The sequence below is a fragment of the Micromonospora sp. NPDC048947 genome (genome assembly GCF_040649495.1).
Classification (GTDB): domain Bacteria; phylum Actinomycetota; class Actinomycetes; order Mycobacteriales; family Micromonosporaceae; genus Micromonospora; species Micromonospora alfalfae.
On the sequence record NZ_JBEZFO010000006.1, the window covers coordinates 84,683 to 102,898 of the forward strand.

General features: G+C 67.3%; 11 protein-coding genes. 6 read left to right on the forward strand and 5 right to left on the reverse strand.

The window, feature by feature from the left end:
* Nucleotides 1-91: 91 nt before the first annotated feature.
* Complete coding sequence (locus AB0B98_RS11165; protein WP_357362144.1) at nucleotides 92-745, forward strand: DNA-binding response regulator; 654 nt, start codon at nucleotides 92-94, stop codon at nucleotides 743-745.
* Here AB0B98_RS11165 and AB0B98_RS11170 read toward each other — a convergent pair.
* The 4 genes from AB0B98_RS11170 to AB0B98_RS11185 all read right to left on the reverse strand — a co-directional run bounded on the left by AB0B98_RS11170 (nucleotide 651) and on the right by AB0B98_RS11185 (nucleotide 9,201).
* Entirely contained in the window at nucleotides 651-4,244 is a 3,594-nt protein-coding gene (locus AB0B98_RS11170; RefSeq protein WP_357362146.1) for an AAA family ATPase, read from the reverse strand. The two genes, AB0B98_RS11165 and AB0B98_RS11170, sit on opposite strands and share 95 nt — an antisense overlap.
* A gap of 32 nt (nucleotides 4,245-4,276) precedes the next feature.
* Nucleotides 4,277-4,969, reverse strand: a complete 693-nt coding sequence (locus AB0B98_RS11175) for a hypothetical protein (RefSeq protein WP_357362148.1) — start codon at nucleotides 4,967-4,969, stop codon at nucleotides 4,277-4,279.
* 120 nt (nucleotides 4,970-5,089) lie between these two features.
* Nucleotides 5,090-7,717 carry a hypothetical protein gene (locus AB0B98_RS11180; RefSeq protein ID WP_357362150.1) on the reverse strand — a complete coding sequence of 876 codons (2,628 nt, stop codon included), beginning with the start codon at nucleotides 7,715-7,717 and terminating at the stop codon, nucleotides 5,090-5,092.
* Entirely contained in the window at nucleotides 7,714-9,201 is a 1,488-nt protein-coding gene (locus tag AB0B98_RS11185; protein WP_357362152.1) for a hypothetical protein, read from the reverse strand. The genes AB0B98_RS11180 and AB0B98_RS11185 overlap by 4 nt, the downstream gene beginning before the upstream one ends.
* 2,190 nt (nucleotides 9,202-11,391) lie before the next feature.
* Here AB0B98_RS11185 and AB0B98_RS11190 point away from each other — a divergent pair.
* A complete protein-coding gene (locus tag AB0B98_RS11190; RefSeq protein WP_357362154.1) occupies nucleotides 11,392-11,637 on the forward strand; it encodes a hypothetical protein in 246 nt (81 codons plus the stop codon).
* A gap of 71 nt (nucleotides 11,638-11,708) precedes the next feature.
* A complete protein-coding gene (locus tag AB0B98_RS11195; RefSeq protein ID WP_357362156.1) occupies nucleotides 11,709-12,434 on the forward strand; it encodes a hypothetical protein in 726 nt (241 codons plus the stop codon).
* A 17-nt stretch (nucleotides 12,435-12,451) separates the two neighbouring features.
* Here the strand turns inward: AB0B98_RS11195 and AB0B98_RS11200 are convergent, their stop codons facing one another.
* Nucleotides 12,452-13,087: a hypothetical protein gene (locus AB0B98_RS11200; protein WP_357362158.1), complete on the reverse strand. Its 636-nt coding sequence runs from the start codon at nucleotides 13,085-13,087 to the stop codon at nucleotides 12,452-12,454.
* A 66-nt stretch (nucleotides 13,088-13,153) separates the two neighbouring features.
* Here AB0B98_RS11200 and AB0B98_RS11205 point away from each other — a divergent pair, with 66 nt between their 5' ends.
* The 3 genes from AB0B98_RS11205 (at nucleotide 13,154) to AB0B98_RS11215 (ending at nucleotide 18,204) form a co-directional block, all read left to right on the forward strand.
* Nucleotides 13,154-13,411 (forward strand): transcriptional regulator, encoded by a 258-nt coding sequence (locus tag AB0B98_RS11205; protein ID WP_357362160.1) that lies wholly within the window; start codon nucleotides 13,154-13,156, stop codon nucleotides 13,409-13,411.
* A gap of 608 nt (nucleotides 13,412-14,019) precedes the next feature.
* Entirely contained in the window at nucleotides 14,020-14,322 is a 303-nt protein-coding gene (locus tag AB0B98_RS11210) for a hypothetical protein (RefSeq protein WP_357362162.1), read from the forward strand.
* 297 nt (nucleotides 14,323-14,619) lie between these two features.
* Complete coding sequence (locus AB0B98_RS11215; protein ID WP_357362164.1) at nucleotides 14,620-18,204, forward strand: LamG domain-containing protein; 3,585 nt, start codon at nucleotides 14,620-14,622, stop codon at nucleotides 18,202-18,204.
* Nucleotides 18,205-18,216: the final 12 nt, after the last annotated feature.

An 18,216-nucleotide genomic window follows, 5' to 3' on the forward strand; every position in this document is an offset into this window, starting at 1 on the left:
AACCTGACCTGCTGGTGAGTCGGCGGACCGGTGGGCGAGCACAAGTGCCTACGCTGTAGCCCGCGCGGCCGAGAAGGGAAGTCCATCACCGGTGACCGTCCATGTCGCGGTCCTCGACCCCCTGCCGATGTATAAGCAGGGAGTGGCCGCGACCCTGTCCGCGATCGGTCACATCGTTGAGACGCCTGAAGACCCGCTGGCATGGGTCCGCCGGTCTCCGGGCGCGGTCGTGCTGTTGACGTTGATCGGGCACGGCGACTGGGACCTGCTGTTCCGGCTGGGGGAGGAAATGTCACCCCCTTCGGTGATCGCTGTGGTCGAGGACGACGTCGTGGTCCTCGGCGTTCGGGCCGTGCGTGCCGGTGCCCGCTCGGTGATACCGCGCTGTGTCACCAACGAGACGTTGCGACGCACGATCGAGGCCACGCTCGACGGTCAGGCGGTCCTGCCCGCCGGGGTGGCGGTGGCGCTGGCCTCCGGCGAGGAACACTCACTTCCCCCGGCGGAACGGTTGGAGTGGCTGCGTCAGCTTGCCGAGGGAGTCACCGTGGCGCAGCTCGCCCAGCGGGCCGGGTACTCCGAGCGCGCGATGTTTCGCCTGTTACAGGCTCTGTACAAGGAGATCGGTGTACGCAGCCGCCTTGAGGCCATCATGCGGGCTCGTGATCGGGGTTGGTTGCCGAGAGCTCGTCCAGCACCGGCTGCAATGGACCCCGGGGGCGGCCGCGGAGGTCGATCCGGCTGACCAGGAACCGCAGGAGTCTGCGTAGGCCCTCGCTCTCCGGTGCCCCGGACCGTGACTCCCGGAAGGCCTGCACGGCGTCGTCGACCGGAACGTCGCGGTCGAGAACGTCATCGCACATCGCGAGTGCTCGAAAGTCACCGGCCGCGAAGTCGCGGGGATCGTGCCGGTAGCGGTCGCCGGACTCGGCGGCCAACTGCCGAAACCGCATGCTGGCGATGGCGGGGCGGCGCTGGCGCCGGGCGACCACTGCCTCGAGCGCGAGCACGACCAGCGAGTGGCCCGGGCGCCGGTAGCGTCTGACCGAGAGGATCTCCTGCGCAGCGACGCCCAGTTCGCCGTTCTCCAGGTGCACGAGACAGAGGGTCGTTCGAGCTCGGGTCAAGATGGCCGGGTCGTGCAGCTGCTGGGCCAGCTCGACCGCCTCGGCAGCACGGGCGTGTGAAGCCGTCTTGTCGCCTTCCCAGAACAACAGGTCAGCCTCGCCGTCGGCGAGCGCCGCCCGATGCCAACGGCCGGCGCTGTCGTTCGCCCAGCGCTGCGCCTCCTCGATCCACCGACGGGCGTCGGGCAGTTGGGCGAGCTCGGCATGCCAGCGGGAGAGCTTCAGGGCGAGGGTGACCCTGCGGGCCGCAGCCCGGCGGGCGGTCGGCGTGTCGGGGTAACCGTCCTCCGAGGGCAGGCGGTATGCCGTCTCGACGTGATGGATGGCTTCCGGGAACCGTCCCCAGCGCCGGTAACAGTCGGCCAGGCCCTCGAGCCCTCCCATCCGGAGGACTGGATCGCCGAGCTGCTCGGCGCCGTCGAGCACCGTCCGATAGCGCGCGAAGGCATCCTCGGCATCGTTGTCGAGCCAGGACATCGCGGCCAAGTTGGCCCCGATCCTGAGCTTCGCCACCTCGTGCCGGTCCTGTTCGGCGTGGGCGAGTGCACGCTGATAGGCAGCCCGCGCCTCGGCGAAGCGTCCGCGCGAACGGTGGATGCCGCCGATCGCACTCTCGTTGGCCATCTCGAGGTACGGGTGGCCGAGACGGCCGCGCAGCGTGTCGCGGGTGTCGAGCAGCAGGAAGGTGTTGTTTCCCTCGCGAAGCCGGTCGTGGATGTTCTCCAGCAGCTCGTACGCCGACTCGAACTCGCCCGACTCGATCAGCGCCCGCAGCTCGGCGAAGTGAACTGCAAGATCAGCCACGGATCGTGGATTCCGATTGCGCATCTCCTTGAGACGGGCCGCCACGTCGGACGACAGGTCCCGAGCACCTCCGTCCATACGCTGGAGAATCGCGTCCGCGTCGGCGTCCGTGAGCTCGTACCGGTCGCCGTCCCGCCGTACGAGCATGCTGTCGGTCAATCTCTCCAGCGCATGCAGAGTCTCCTCGTCGGCCGCATCGTCGAACAGGGCCAGAACGTGCTCCTCGGCGACCGGGATCCGAAAGGCCGCCAGCGCCTCCAGTACCCGGCGAGCCGGTGGCTCAAGGTCGTTGAGCAGCAGACTGAGCAGGGTTCCGGGCACCTCCCTCGGTGCGAGGCCGGACAACTCGTCGACCAGCGCGCGCAGCCGGACGCGGTGAAGGGACAGCACGCAGACCGCGTGGAACAGGTTGGTGAGGCGTGGGTTGCCCTGTAGTACCCGGTAGAGCTGGCCGAGCCCTTCGTCGTCGAGGCGCCGCACGCGCGAGGAGCCACCGGGGCGCTCCCGCAGCAGACCCACAAAGTGGTCGTAGTTCAGGCGCGCAATAGCGATCGGTGGTTCGGTCACGGCCCACGTGCCGTCCGACGGGGAGGTCGGCACGACGCTGGTGACCAGCACGACCGAGACACGGTGCTCTGGTCGCGCGCTCAGCGACTCGAAGGCCTCGTCCAAGGCGCCGTCAGTGAGTACGGCGCCCGGCCCCAGCAGGTGCTGTGCATTCTCGACGACGATGACGATCGTCTTGTCTCCGATCGCGTCCAGCGCCGCCTCCAATCGGGCCGACGAAGACTCACCCGGCCGCAGTTCGGCCCCCGGGGCTGTACCACCTTCGATGCACTCGATGAGGGTCTTCGTGTCCAGTAGTACCCCGCCGACGGCTGGCGTGCGGAAAACCTGGACCTGGCTGCTGTCCAGACCGCTCAGTATCCTGTTGACCAGCGTCGACTTGCCGACCCCGCGCGGCCCGACCACGACGACCACGCCGTACGGCCCGTCGACCAGCCGCTTGCGCAACGCCACCCGTGCCGGTTCGTGGAAGGCCGGGACCGCACTGCCGTCCGTCGCTCGTCGGGGACGGGAGCGCGATGCGTTGGCGTCGGCTCCCGGCAGGATGAACTCCAGGGGAAGTTGCAGCCGGTCGGTGTCCTCGATCTCGCCGCGGGGGAGGAGTTCGGTGGCGGCATGCGCGGCGAGCCAGAAAAACCACTGCCGGTCGGCCGGTGTGAGCAGTGACCGACCGGAGAGGATCAGCCCGATCGCGGTGAGACAGACGAGCCGTTGTTTCGGCCAGTCGCCCAGTAGACCGTTTGCATTCGCGTATTCGTGTTCGGCGCCGTAGATGCCGGAGATCAACCGGCGCATCTCCCGGTCGAGCTCCGAGGAGAGCTTTCCATAAGCGGTCTGCGGATGCAGCAGCGCGTCCCTTAGCGCGGTCTGGTTCACTGCCTTCTGCTCGCGTAGGCGCATCGCGATGGTGGTGCACATCAGATAGCATGGATCCCACGCCAGGAGCCCGTCGGGGCGGTATCGCGAAAGGTCGATCAGCCAGTAGTTAGGCGGATCGCCAGCCTCCGTGGCCACCAGCAGGTTTCCCGGATGCAAGTCACCGTGGGTGTGCCCGCGGAAGGGATACAGATTGACGAGGTCACCGAGCGCTCTGCGGGTGGCCAATGCGAAGGGATTGACGAGGTCCCCGTCCGGGTGACGCAGCCAGGTCTTCGGAGCAGAGACAAGGCCGGTGTAATTGTCCGCCCAGGCGTGCAGGATCCCACCCGGCTCGATCCGGTCTCCCAGCAGTTCCTTCAGGATCCGCCCGGCGGTCATCGGACCACGCGTCACCGTGTTGGCATTCCAGTCGAGGAGCAGCGACCGGATGATGGCCTTGCAGGTCGCCGCTGGATCATTGTGCTTCTCGAAGATCTTGTCGAATCCGATGGTGTTGTCGAAGCCGCCCCCCGCGACCTGCTGAAAGGTGATCCATCCGCCCCCCAGCAGAGGCTTGACGGGAAAGTTGTAGCGCACCAGATGGTCGAGCCCGAGCGGCTTGACGTGCCACTCCGCCAGCTGATTGGCTTCGAGTTCAGTGAGAGCCCGTTCCGGTGCAGTGTCCACCTTGATGATGGTTCCTTCGCTGGAGCCCGTCCTCCCCTGTGCGTACACCCCGAACATCCGGGCCGACGTGAAACCCGAGGCCGACCAGTTGACCGGGGTCAGACGGACGCCGGTGTCCTGCGCCCACGACCTGAGCGCGGCCTTCGCCGGTTCCGAATCGAGCTGGTCGAGGATCTCCTCGAACCCATGGTCGCGCTCCATCGCATCCTCCTGATGTCCGAAAGGGCGGGGGATCAGGGTTGTGGGGCGGTGATCAAGCTTTCGACGGCGGCCATGGCGGCCTGGACCGGGCGGATGAAATCGGGACGGAACTCGGAGTGCTCGTACGGGCCGATGAAGTCGGCGAGCTTTGGCGGTGTGGGGATCTCGGTGGTGCCGGACGGAATGCGCGGCATCACGGTTTCGTACTCGGTGACCAGCTCGCGTAAGTAGTCCTCGGTGGACTTCAAGGAAGGAACGAGCTCAGGTGCGCCGTGGAAGACGTTGCCCTCAGCGATCACATTGCGGATCATGAGCTCAAGGCTCAGCTGCGCGTCGAGCAGGAGTTGGAGTTGCTCGTCGTACGTGACGACCCGCAGTTTTCCGTCTCCCGCTGTGCTGTGGATCTGGGCTCGGGCGCGCAGCAAGCGGCGTGCGCGTTTGACCGCGTTATACAGCACCACCAGCTCGGCCAGGTAACGCTGGCGGGTTTCGCGGATGGCGGTCGCGCGGTCGTCGGCCAGCTTGAGTCGCTCGGCCCGATGTTCGGCCTGACGGTTGAAAGCCTGGTAAAGCAACGAGACGCCGCCACCTAGCACGACCACCAAGAGGAACTGGAGCAATGTCGTGTAGCCAGCGGTGCCGACCACTCTGGTGGCGGATTCGTGCCAGATGATCAATATCGCTGCGGCGGCCATGGCGATCAGCGCGCCTGACGCGAGCGCCAACGTGAGGCGGCGAGGCGAGGAGCCTTCGAAGCGATCGATAGTGCTGAGCTTAGCCGGAGTTTGTCGCTGCGCCGTGCACGTGGCAGTTCGGGCACGGCGGGGGCCGCCGTGCCGGTGACGTCAGGATGTCAGGGCGGCGGCGGTGGCGGCGAGGTCCACACCGAGCAGCTGGCTCAGCTCGCTCACCTGCGGGGGTGGCGTGCGCAGCGGACGACGGGTGCGGGCCCCGGAGGGGGGCCCGCCCACCGCACCGGCGACGAGGGAGAGCGGCGTACGCACGGACGACAACTCGTATACCGACCACATCGCCGTGCGCGAGTCGACCAGCAGCATGATCCGGTCGTCGCAGGCGACCAGCACCGCACGGCTTCCGGTGCAGGCCACCGCCACGGCCGCGCGGCCGCTGACCCGCCGCACCGTGGTCACCACGTCGGCGGCGGCCCGCTGCGGGTTGCCGGTGACACCGTCGACTCGCCAGACACCCTCCTTGAGGCGTACGGCCAGCCCCGCATCGGCGAACGCGGACCGCGCCTCGGCGTACGGGTCGGCCTTGGCGCCGCGCGCTAGCTCGATGGTCTCCCGCAGCGCGGATGCACCCGCCACCACAGCGAACAGGTGCCCGGCCGGCAGCAGCAGAGTCTCGGCCAGCGCGAGGTCGGTCTCGGCCACCCACTCGGCGGCGTCCCGCCAGGCCGCGGTCACCAGCGCGTCCGCGTCCTGGCTGCCGTGCAGTCGCGCGCCCTCCCGCAGGGTCGTCACTACTATGGCGAGCCACGCGTACAGGTGCGCGAAGGCTTCGGCCGGCAGCTCGTCCAGGGCGTTGTCGTCGGGCACCAGCGCCCACGCCAGCCACCGCAGATCGGTACGCCAGCCGTCGTCGCGCCACATGCCATCGGCGAGCAGCGTGAGGTACATCGACGCGGCGAGCATCCGCAGGTGCATCGGTGGCAACGACCCACGGTCGCTGTCCACCGTCGGCGTGCTGACCGCCTCCGCCCACCGGGTGGCGAAGTCCCGGTAGCGGGCCCGCTCGCTCGCGGTCCGCTGGTCGAGGAGGTTGCCGTCCGCAGAGTCGTCGCCCGTCGGCGCGATGTCGGCGTCCTCCTCGGTCGGCTCGTCCTCGCGTACGTCGTCGACGACGAAGCTCGAGCGACGGTCGCCCAGCGTCGGTGGGCGGCGCGGGAAGACGAGGCGGGACAGACCCGGTCCCAGCACGCGGTCGGAGTCCTCCAGGTAGTCCCGCCAGCGGTCGCTGTCGGTGCGGACGTCGACCCCCGGCCGGTCCGAGGGGGCCGACGGGGTGCACGGCCGGGGCGGCACGAGCGTGGTCAGCCGTTCCAGGTCGGCGGTGAACCGCGCGGCGAGCGCCGGATCGGTGAACACCTCGATCGCCTCGTAGGGCGTTCCCCGGCCGAGGCGCGGCGCGTCGTCCGCGTCCCGTACCGGTCGGCACCGGGCCGGATCGGTGACGAAGACGGCCGCCGACTCCACCCGTACGCCGCCCACGTCGACGACCGTGCGCACCGCGCCACCGGTCACCTCCGCCAGCACGAAGCGGGCCGTGGCCTGGCCGACCGGAACGACGCCCATTGCCTGCCAGGTGCCGGGCTCACCGGAGGGCGAGGTCTCCACCACCACCCGTCCGGTGACCGGGGCGGCCAGCTCCACCAGCAGCATCCCGTCGACGACGGCGCAGCCCAGCAGGACCGGTGCCGGGCTCCCCGCCACTCTCGTGCTCCCGCCCGCCCGCAGCTGGGCCATCGCCGCCTCACCCGGCTCCTCACCCTCGGGAAGGAGTGACACTGGGTGGGGTGCCAGCACGGCCAGCTCACAGTTGCCGCCGTGCTCGGTGCTGCGCAGTAGCGCCGCGGCGGTGATGTTGGCGCTCCCGGTCAGCCCGTGGGTCACCCCGGCGGGCGTCGTCCACTCGACCACCTTGCCGTGCAGCGCCGGGCCGGCCGCCAGCACCCGGAACTCGCGCTCCACCGCCGGCTCGGTCGCCCGCAGCAGTGCGCCGCCCTCGAACCGGCCGAAGGCGGGCTGCACCGCGACGCGTACCGCGTGGGGTTTCATCCGGTCGACGAGCGCGCGTACGGCCGCAGCCTGCGGGTCGTAGAACGGCGCGGCGAGGCGCAGCTCCGCCACCGCGTCGGTGGGCAGGCGACCGAGCAGCGAACCGCGCAGGTTGCCGACCACCCGGACCTGCGACCAGTCCTCATCGACCTCCACCGGGCGCATCCGCCCGGCGACTTCCCGGAGGGTCAGGGCGATCCAGCTCGGTACGGCCACCACCGTGGGCAGGTCCACCAACCAGTCCGCCACATCGTGCAGCAGTCGTGGGCCACGGCCGAGGCCGCTGCGGGCGGTGAGCCACACCTCGCCGTTGTGGCCCCAACCCGAGGCCGTCGGGTTACCGGAGCCGACTGCCACCCACACGTCGTCGTCGCCGAGCAGGACGGCCAGCTTCGGATGGAACGCGCGCCGGCAGACCGCATGGCCGTGCTGGTACGCCCGACCCGCGCGCCGCACGTCCACCGGGTCGTGCACCGCCTGCCCAGCGTCGGCCAGCACGGTTATCCGCGCGCCGAGCGCCCGGGCGGTGGGCACCGCGAACCGCTCCAGGAACCCCAGGTCGAGGGTGTACCCGGTGACCAGGAGCTCCCGCAGCCGGGCGCCGTCGAACCGATCCCGCCACCGTTCGAGCAGACTGAGCGGCGACCGGAACGACCACTGCACCTCGTCGGTCACCGTGCCACGTCCAGCAGGGCCAGTCCGAGCGGGGTAACGGGCTGGTGCACCTCCGCGGTGAGCAGCCCCAGCTGGACGGCGAGCCCGGCGAGCTGATTGATCCGCAGCCCGATATTGTCCCGGCTCTCCCGAGTGGCCGCCACGTACGCCCCACCGCGCTCGTGTAATCGGCTGGGCATCGACATCGTGCCGTCACGGTGGACGATCGCCTTGCGCAGCGCCACCCGCCGGGACTGGGCGAGCATGTCGTCGACCAGCTGGCGACCCAGGTCGCGCAGCGGCCGGTCGACGTACTCGGTGCGGCGCTGCGCCACCCACGACGGATCCAGGTAGGCCCGACGACGACCGAGGAAGTAGCGCCGAGCGGTCCCGGCGAGCAGATCCGCCCGCCGTGCGCCGAGCAGCAGCAGCGCCACCTTGGCGGTAAGCGTCTCGTCCTCCCGCAGGGCCAGTTCCGCGGGGAGCGGATCACCGCGGCCGTCCACGAGGTCGGGCAGCCCCGCCTCCAAACCGGCGACCGTGCCGGCGGGGAGCTGATCGGCGAACCAGTCGCGCAGGTGCTCCCGGGTGACCGGCCCGTTGCGGTGCACCTCGCCGACCAGGGCGGCCCAGAGGTGACGCCACGCACCCACGGAGTGGTGGCGCAGCAGGACACCCCGCCACGCCTGGGTCCGGTCGTCACCGGCGAGCACCGAGTCCTCACGCGCCGCCGCCCCGTATGCGACGGCCGTCCGGAACGCTCCCACCCAGGTCGGCGCGGCCGGGTGCAGCTGGTAGGCGCGGGCGAGGATCCGCAGGGTCGCCCGCCGGGTCTGGTCGTCGCCGGTCCAGTCGTCCGGGTCGTGCCGGCCGGCGACGGTCGCGGTCATCAGCGCGGTCAGCGCGCTGAGGTCCTCAGGCCGGCCGGCCAGCGCCGCCGGCTCCCGCACCCCGGCGTCACGTTCGGCGATCTCAAACAGCGGGGCGAACATGTCGACGATCGATGGCGGGCAGGGGTGCCGGCCGCTGCGCAGGGCGCCTCGATCCACCGTCACGGTGCCCAACTTGATGCTCGACCCGCCGTACTGCGACCAGAAACCCCAGGCCCGGGGCGAGTAGGACCGTTGGCCCTCACGGTCGGCGACGCTGAACTCGCGGCCCGGCTCCGGGGCGAGCCGGACCAGGGCGTCCACGCCGTGTGCCGGCGCCGGATCCAGACCGTCCGTGCCGGCGGCCCGGGAGATCAACGCGAGCGCCACCTCGGTCCGCCGGATCAACCACCGGCACCGCTGTTCGTCCAGGCCGGTGGCCTCCGCGTGGGCGGCCAGAGCCCAGTAGAGGGCGTAGTAGCGGGCGTAGTGGCTCAGCGTGGAGACGCCGGGGACGAGAATGTCGACACCCGCCATAACCGGTGCCTCCACGGCCAACGGGTATCGGCCGGCACGCGCCGTCAGCCCCGGCTCGCCCCAGGCCGGGCCCTCCACGGCGATCGATGGTGCGATCACGTCAGTGTCCCCTCGCTGACATCTCGCCATTGTCGCCCGTCCGGACCGCGTATCCCATCCCCCCGAGCGGGCAACCACTATGGATGGGGGACGGAGCGGCTGCCGGCGGCATCGCCGAGCTGCATGTCCGCGGATGGAGAAGGCCGCCGCTAGCATTCACCGGTCGTCCTGTTGAGGCCGACTGCGGGCAAGGCTTAACTTCGGAACCCCCTGAGATGCCAGCGAAGAAGATCCAGATCAGACGCTTTCGGCCGAAGTCAACGGGTTCCTGTTGAACGACCTCGGTGAGCGCCTCGAGGAAGTCGTCGCACCAGCCGCGGGGCAGATACAACTCCCGGTCATGACCGGTCTCTGCCCGGCCTTGACAACCGTGCCGTCGCTCCAGGTGATGTCCACGGTGTCGCTAGATTGCGCAAGCTCGAGAGTCGTACCGAGCGTAATCGGCGGTGGGGCGATGGGTCGTCTCGCCCCACCGACACGAAACCCTCGCCTACGGTATGCGAGTCGCGACGGTAGGCGCACGCTGTTCTTTGGTGACGGGACGTCCCCGATCGTGGGGGAGCGGGGGCGTGGTGGGACCCGTGATTCCTGTCGGCCAGCCCCCGTTTACCCCCCGAAAACCCCGCCGGCGGTTGACAACCAGTGACAAGAAGCGACCACTGCTCGATCCTGTCTGTGCAGCTCAGCGCTTATTTCTGCCAATCAATGACAGGATCGGGACGGTTGCGGACGGTAACAAGGGGTTTTGACAAGCAATGACAAGCCCTGAAACGAGGCTCGACATGAGGTTCTCCTGGGATCAAATCTCCTTGTTCCCAGCGCGCACCTCGTCCTAAAAGAGGGAATGCGCCCGTTGGGAAGCTTACTGCGAGCGACCTCCGGCGGCCTACGCTGCAGCCGGCCGGGGAATAGCGGGCGTCCACGGCTTGACGGAGTCATGGGCCGGCGAAGGGCTAGTTGCTGCTCGCGCCAGCGTTCGCAAGCAGTCACTTCGCTCCCTGGTCCGTGATGCTGCTGCTGCCGCCCTCGGCGTCGCACTGCCTGCTTGCGGAATTCGTTGATGGTCGACACAGCGACCTCGGCGGCGACAAGCCATCCCTCACCCTGGTCGTAGTCGGGTGCCATGTTGATCGGGATTCCGTCAACCTCGACCATGCCGTTGTCGTATGCGGTCACAGGCAGGGTGAGGGCCTGTCCTTTGTTGCGCTTGGTGGCCTGGACCTCATGGATTCCTGGATGCCCTTGATCGATGCAGGCACGGGGTCTCCTTCGGGCACGCGGGGAGCTATCCGATCAGCTGCACCTGATCCTCAATGGAACCGAGGTAACTTCATCGTCGGATTGCGGTCTCGGGGAGAGCTTGCCCCCCAAGGGTTTCATCGTTCACGTACGGTGGTCCTGTCTTCACACAGGCCAGCAGCGGGGATCGTCTGCCTGACACGTTGGGGGGCACGATGCGGCCATGGCCGAGCTCCGGGGATCGGTTGACGCTGGCGAGCCTCGATTTTCTGGGGGATCTGGATCATCTGCGGAGGCGTGTCCAGCAACTACCCCACCATCCAGGCGATGAGTCCCCCGATGCTTCTCAGCATCAGGGCGCGGACCGGTCCGACTCCGTGTGGGTCGTCGTCGACGCCCGCGGGCGGGTCACGAGCCTCGACATCAGCCGTCGTTGGCGTGAGCGCCTGGCAGTTGGAGAATTCCCGATGGCGCTGTTTGAGGCATACACCGACGCCGTGCAGAAGTCGATTGAGGCTGGCGCGCTCGGTTCGGCGCGAAGGACGCCTGGTTCGGCTGACCGCCCACGAAACTTCTTGGCCTTGCCGGAGCCCCAGTTGGGTGATGATGAGTGGCTCCGAGCCCGGTGGGCGCGACTCGACGTCATTGGAGCTGAGCTGCGCCGGCTGAGCGAGCGGGATGCCTCCCCTACCCCGCAGGAACGTCTGGTATCGGGTCCATACGGATACGTGACGTTGCGACTCCTAGGAGGCGGTCTTATAGGTATCACCGGCGAGGTCGCGCGGATCGCCAGGGCGGATGTGGACCGGATCCGCACGGATGCTCTTACCGCATTCGAGCAGGCCGCGCTTAGCGCTGATACACGGACGGAGGGTGGGCATGCCTAACATCGAGGTCCTAACCGACGCTCTTCGGGACGAGGGGGTCAGGTGGCGCAGGATGTCGGACCGGATGGCAGACGTGCAGCGGGCTGCGAGTCAGCTCGAGCTTGCTCCGACGGCATTTTTCATCGGCGATGCCAACACAGCGATTCACTTCACCGCGTACGACAGCTTCCACGCGTTCATGTTTAACGTGATTTCTGGCGCGGTCGTGGAGTTCGAGCAGATTGCTGGGGCACTTGACAGGGTGGCCAATGCATATGACCGGGCGGATGCCGTCGTCGATCTCGATTTGAATGCCATCTATCGGGCATAATTCTGGACATTGACTGTCGGGGGAGGGCATCAGCATTGGCACCTGCGGACGAATTAGAGCAAACGATTCTCATGCAGCGCGGTATGTTCATCGGCGCGTTCGAGGTGATCGAGCCTGCGGTTGGACTCCTGGTCGCGAAATTCAATGAGCTTGTCGGGGAGGTGAATCAGTCGGCCTGGCTGCTCGGGCCGGCGGCGATCTTCATGGTCAGGCGGGATTTGGGAGATCTCCGGGCTGCCCTTGAGCAGGTCATCAGCAAGGCGGAGTACGCCTTGGAGCATCAGGTTCCGGTGCTGTCGTTGATGTCGGCCAGTGTCGGCTGGCTCGCCGAGGTGAAGCGGCCAGTTTCGGATCTTTCGGTCGCGACGGTCCAACCCGACAACAGGAACTTCTCCAAGTGGATCGGGGATGCGGCAAACGCCTACAACGCTGGGGTGGCGATCCAGCGGGCGGCCGTGGACGAGGTTACGAACAAGGCCGAGTTCATCAGCAAATGGCTGTTTGATGTGGTTACAGCCAATGTCGACTACGCTATCGGACTTGCGCAAGTCGTTACGAAAGTGCTGGGCACAATCACCCAGGCGTTGGCGAACGCAGGAGGCGTGGTCACCATACCCTGGGCGATAAACATTGTGGCAAACTCGATTGGCGATATCGTGGAGGGGTCATTCAACTACTTGCTCACAATCTGGCAGCGCCTGTTTGACGCTGCAGCGATGACGCGGGACGTCGCGGGACAGATTGCGGATCACTCGAAGCTCCCAGACGGAAAGTGGCCGCAGATGGTCACCGAATGATGAATGCAGGCCGCGCGTCAGGCAGTTGGTACCAGGGTGAGTGTCCGTCGGAGCGCCTTCACCGTCTCCTGGGCCAGAAGCTCCGTGGGGACAAACTCGTCACCGCCAACGGCGAGCCAGACCTGCACGACCAGGTTGCTCTCCCGGGCCTGTGCCATGTGCTCCGCATACTTGAATCCGGGCTGTGATTGTCGGGTGTATGCCTCCGCCTCGTCCCCGATGCTTTCCAGCCCGCCCTCACGCCGCATGCTGGCGCCTTGGCGGGCTATCCCGTACAACTGCACCGCCTCTTCGACTGACGCCGGTGTCGATGCCTCGACCCGAAAATTCGCCTCGTGGCCGTCCGCCGTCTCCATCTCGAATAGACAGGCAGCACCCGGCGCCGCTGGCGGCGGGGTGGGATCCTCTCGCCGCACTGTGAGGGACAGTGCGGCGAGCGGGACCAGCTCGCGGTGCTCGCAGAGACGCAGACCAGTCGCGTTGAAGCTGCGAGCAGGTACCGGCGATTGAGTCACGGCGGGAGTGGTAGTCCCCGGAGGAGGCCCTTCGGTCTCGACCGGACCACCGTCCACGGTGCCGTCGCAGGCGGCTACAGCAGCGAGGACCGTCAGAACTGCGGCCGCCCGCCCCAGGGCTAGGGGTAACGTTGCCATCACAGAGAGGATAGCCGCAGCCGCGGTCGACCACCGTCCCTGCATTGGACTTCTATCGTGGTGACCATGTCGGCGTACGAAAGTCCCGAGAAGATCGCCCATTCCCGTATGGTCAGCGCCTCTGCTGTCCTGGAGCACCGGATCGACCTGCGCGGCTATCCCCATCGCTACCTGGCAGTGATGTCAGATCGAGGTATCGGAATACAGCAGGTGACACACGCCCTGGTTGCCGCTGAGTTGCTGGCGATGCAGGGCTGGAGACTTATGGACATATCGGAGTTCACCAGCAGCCGAATGGTATTGGCTTTCCTGCAGCGAGGGTAAGGATGCCAAACTTTGTACTCAGGCTGCGGGGTGTGCAGGTGGCGCCCTGGTGAAGCGGCAGTGCGCCTCTTGGTGGCGGTCCGGGGGCGGCGATACCCGGGTGACAATGCAAGAGTGGCGGTGCATCGTGCCCCGTTTGGCCGAGGACGACAGGCGTAAAGACAAAGTCCTCACGACGGTGCACCCCGGTTTGCCCCTGCCGTCGTCCTGTTGGCGCCCCGTCGCCTCGAACGCAAATCCACGGGGCTCGCGATCGTTGCGCCCGCCGACACATCACCGTAACGCGAACCTGACAGGCCGGATGGAGCGCCTGGCCCCGCGAGGACGGGGAGACGGCGAAATCCTGCGGGCCGTCTAGCGACGAGACTTTTCCTGAACCTCTCACAGTGCGTCCAGGTAGTCCATGGCGACCAGCGTGGGTCCCATCAATCCTGCTACCAAAATGGGCTCTGTGCTTTGCCGGCTCGGTGGCCCACGCCGAGCTGCGTCAGCGGGCACTGGTCAGATCGCTTGTGCCACTTCGGTGAACGCGGCGGCCACCCGCAGGCGCGGGTGGGACGTCCAGGTCGAGTGCGTGGTGTCCGCGTCGGATGTTCTGAACCGAAGGCGTGTCCGGTGACACCGACAATCGTCGGTGGGCTGCCCCCATCACCGTCGAGCCCAACCTCATTCCCCCGTTGGAGGACCCGGGCAAGCTGCGCATGGTTACCGCCCGTGCGCGATGCCCGATAAGGGAGCGATGGCGCGCAGGGGTCGGCTACCAGGACGCGGTCCAGCTGCTGGGCGGCGACACGGGACGCGTGGTCCGGCTACTCGACACCCTCACCGGCGCCGGCCTGATCACCCTGCTGGGACCGGTGCCCGGGGTGCTCGGCTGGCTCGATGCCAAGACTGAGCTCAGCAAGTCCTGAGGTGGGTAGCGGTTACTACCGCGACTGACGACGTCTGGTTACTTTCGGTCATCTCGATGTCGGACTGACATGCGGCTGTCCGTTTCATCCTGGCAACTTGTAACGGCTCTTTACAGCTGATCATCAAGCTTTCTACAGTTCGGCCGTTCGTCGGGCGTGATCAACGGGGGCCTTGCGGTGGTTGCTGCACATTTGCGTGTCGAGGCGGAGTCCGGCCGGCGGGTCGGGCGACGCGCCCGACAGTTCGCAGGGCCTGGGCTTAGCCGACTGATGGCGTGTCTGGGGTTGCCGGCGGCCTTGGTCATTGCCACCGCCGGGGTTGTGCTGCCGGTGGCGGACGCACCTGCTGCGGCGGCGTGTGCGACCGCGGCGCGGACGGAGACGGCAGCTGCGGCGATGGCCGCCGCATGTGACCAGGCGGTGGTGGTCGATGCATCGCGGTCTGAGTACGCGCGGGTGGTTGCGCAGCCGGACGGGCGTATGACGTTCGAGTCGGCTGTGGTGCCGCAATGGACCCGTAAGGCCGGCGAGTGGACCGACATCAACCTCGAGTTGTTCCGCGACGCCGACGGTCTGTTGCGGCCGCGGGCCTCCGCTGCCGATGTCACCTTCAGCAGCGGCGGGTCCGGTCCGCTGGTGATCGTGAAGAACGCGGCTAAGACGATGACGATGTCGTGGTCGGGCGGGAGTTTGCCGGAGCCGGCGGTGGACGGCGACTCAGCTACCTTCCCGAACGTTCTGCCAGACGTCGATCTGGTGCTGAGGGCCACGCGTGTCGGCTTCACTCACGTCTTTGTCGTCAAGTCCGCTGCGGCAGCGTCCAATCCCGCAGTGCGTCAGATCCGCTTCGACCTGGGTGGCGACGCGCAGGTGCGTCACAGCCCGAGTGGAGCCTTGAAGGCGACCGCCGGCGCGGTCGTGGTCGCCTCGGCAGAGCCTGCGGCGATGTGGGACTCGCGGCCCTCGGCGGTGGCGGCCAAAGCGATCGGAAGGAGCCAGTCGGCCGGTGACGAGCCGTCGTCCGACGTATCCGCTGGCGACGCCGCGCAGGTGGCTCCGGTGGCTGCGCAGATCACGGGCGGCGGCGACCTCCTGCTGACCCCGGACCCGGCGTTGCTGGACTCTCCGAACGCCCATTTTCCGATCTACATCGATCCGCAGTGGCGTTGGTCGGATCTGCGTAACAAGTGGGCGTACTCGACCAACAACGGGTCGTCGAACAGCGACTACAGCGTGGCGCGGGTGGGGTTGAACCCGGACACCGGCGCCATCTACCGGTCGTATTTCGAGTTCCCGACGGTGGCTGACAACAAGGTTTCGCTGAAGGGGAAATTCATCGCCGACGCGCGGGTCGAGATGAAGGTGGACCACACCCACTCGTGTGACGACACCCCGACCTGGATGTACCTGTCGCCGGCGATCGACAAGACGATGCGGGCAACCTGGTCGAAGATGAGTTTGTCGACGATGCTCGCCGCCGCGGGCAGTCACGCCAACGAGGCGGGTGGGTGCGGTGCGATCCAGCCGGACATGACGGTGCAGTTTGAGAGTTCGGCGGTGACCACCCAGCTCCGGGCGGTGGCAGGCAACAGTTGGTCAACGATAACGCTTGGGTTCAGTGCCGCCGGAGATAAGAACGGCAGCGGCGAGTCGACGCAGGACCGCTGGAAGAAGTACTTCCCGGGGAACGCCAAGCTGTTCGTCGACTATGACAGTAAGCCCGGCGCGCCGGCAGGCTTGCAGGTGGCGGGCGTGGCATGCAACAGCGGTGTGCTGATGGTCGGCACGTTCACGCCGACGTTGCGGGCGACGTTCCCGGACGCCGACTCGTGGGACTCCCTCACGGCCCACTTTGAGTGGATCGAGGTGCCAGCCGGTGGCATGGCCACGGTGACTGACACCGCTCCGACACGCAAACCGGGACCCGGCGACAAGACGGGTATCACCCCGAACACGGTGGCGACCAGCGTCGCGTTGTCCGGGTTGGTGAAGGACAAGACCTACGCGTACCGGGTGAAGAGCACCGACACGTACTTCCAGTCGGCGTGGTCGCCGTGGTGCCGTTTTGCGGTAGACAACACGAGACCTCCGGTGACAGTGACCATGGTGACGGCACCCCCCAGCCCGGGGCGCGCGGGCAGGTTCCGGATCGAGTCGTCGGACACCACGGTGGCGACGTTCACCTACGGGTGGGGCAGCGCGGGAGAGTTCTCCAAGCCAGCGCAGGGCACCAGTCCGAAGTACGTCGAAGTGGACGCGACCGCTCCGAGGTATGGCCGGAATGTGTTCAAGGCCAAGGCCATCGACGGGACCCTGAACGAGAGCAACGAGTTTGGGTTCTCATTCACGGTGGGCCACCCGTCGTCGGCCATCGCCCAGTGGGGGTTGGAGACCTATCCAGGCATCGACCAGGCGGCAGCGCTGGCGGACAAATCTGAGGTGGGCGCGAGCACGCCGTTGACTGCCACCAGCGTCGGGTGGAGTGATGACGTGCGGATGGTCGACGGGAAGACCGCGACGTTCAACGGTTCCAGCAGCCAGGCAGCATCGTCGGGGCCGGTAGTGGACACCACCAAGTCGTTCACCGTGGCGGCGTGGGTACGGCCATCGCTGATCGATACCTCCAACGACCGCAACGTGTTGGGACAAGACCCAGCGATGACCACCGATAGCACCATGGCAGGCGGGTTCTACCTGGGCGTCCGCCGCGACTCCCAGGGACCCCACTGGTCGTTCCATATGCGGAACTCGGTGGACAAGAACAGCAGCGGCGCGACGATCTACGCCCCCCCGACGCTGGGCAGCGCGGACGTCGGAAGGTGGGTGCACATCGCTGGCGTGTACGACGCCGCGGCGAAGACGATGCGCCTCTACGTCAATGGCGAGAATGCTGGCGAGACGCCACGTGCGGCCACGCCGTGGGCCGCCACGGGCCGCTTTACAGTCGGCCGCACATTCTGGGGAGCCGCGGGCAACTGGTGGGCCGGCAATATCGCCGACGTTCAGGTGTTCGACCGAGCGATCGTCGAGCACGACTTCACCGGAATGCTCAAGGATGACCCCGACTCAGGCGGGTTCGACGAGCCCGGCATGTTGACGCCGATCCAGGTTGGTGGCTGGGGATTCGAGAGCGATCCTGAAGGCGCGTGCTGGGACCCGACGATCGTGAACTCGTGTGAAGCCAAGGACATGACGGCGTGGGCGCGGTGGCTGGCCCTGTCGAAGGGCGTCGAGATCGGCACCGGGCGAGGTGGGGACGGCAGCGCCGGCCTGCATTTCGACAGCGGGCTGGATGACGACGCTGACCCGAACACACCACCTGCACCGACAACCGAATTCGGGCGCTCGGCCTACAAGCTCAATCCGATAGGCGAGGTGGCGCAGTGGCAGCCAACGCCGGTGCTGCGTACCGACCAGTCATTCACCGTGTCCGTGTGGGTACGGCTCGAGCAAACCGACGACTACCAAACTGTGATGATCCAGAACGGGACAGCCGTCAGCGGCTTCTACCTGTACTACGGCAATGACAACGGTGGCGTGTGGAAGCTCAAAATGCTCGACACCGGGGCAACGCCGGACGACGGTACCGGGGCCACGTTCGCGACGGCGCCAGCACCGAACGTCGGCGACACCTGGCAGCACCTGGTGGGTGTCCTGGACGCCGACCGTCGGCAACTCAAGCTGTATGTCAACGGCGAACACAAGACCACGACCACGCTCCGGACATCCTGGCGACCATGGCAGGCGAACGGTCCGTTGGTGGTGGGTAGGAACGGCACCTGGCACCCGCTGCAGGGCACAGTCGACGACCTCAGCCTCTATCAAGGCGCGATGACAGACGCCCAAGTCCTGGCCCTACACGAAGCCCAGGAAGCCAACTAAGCCGGCTGTAGG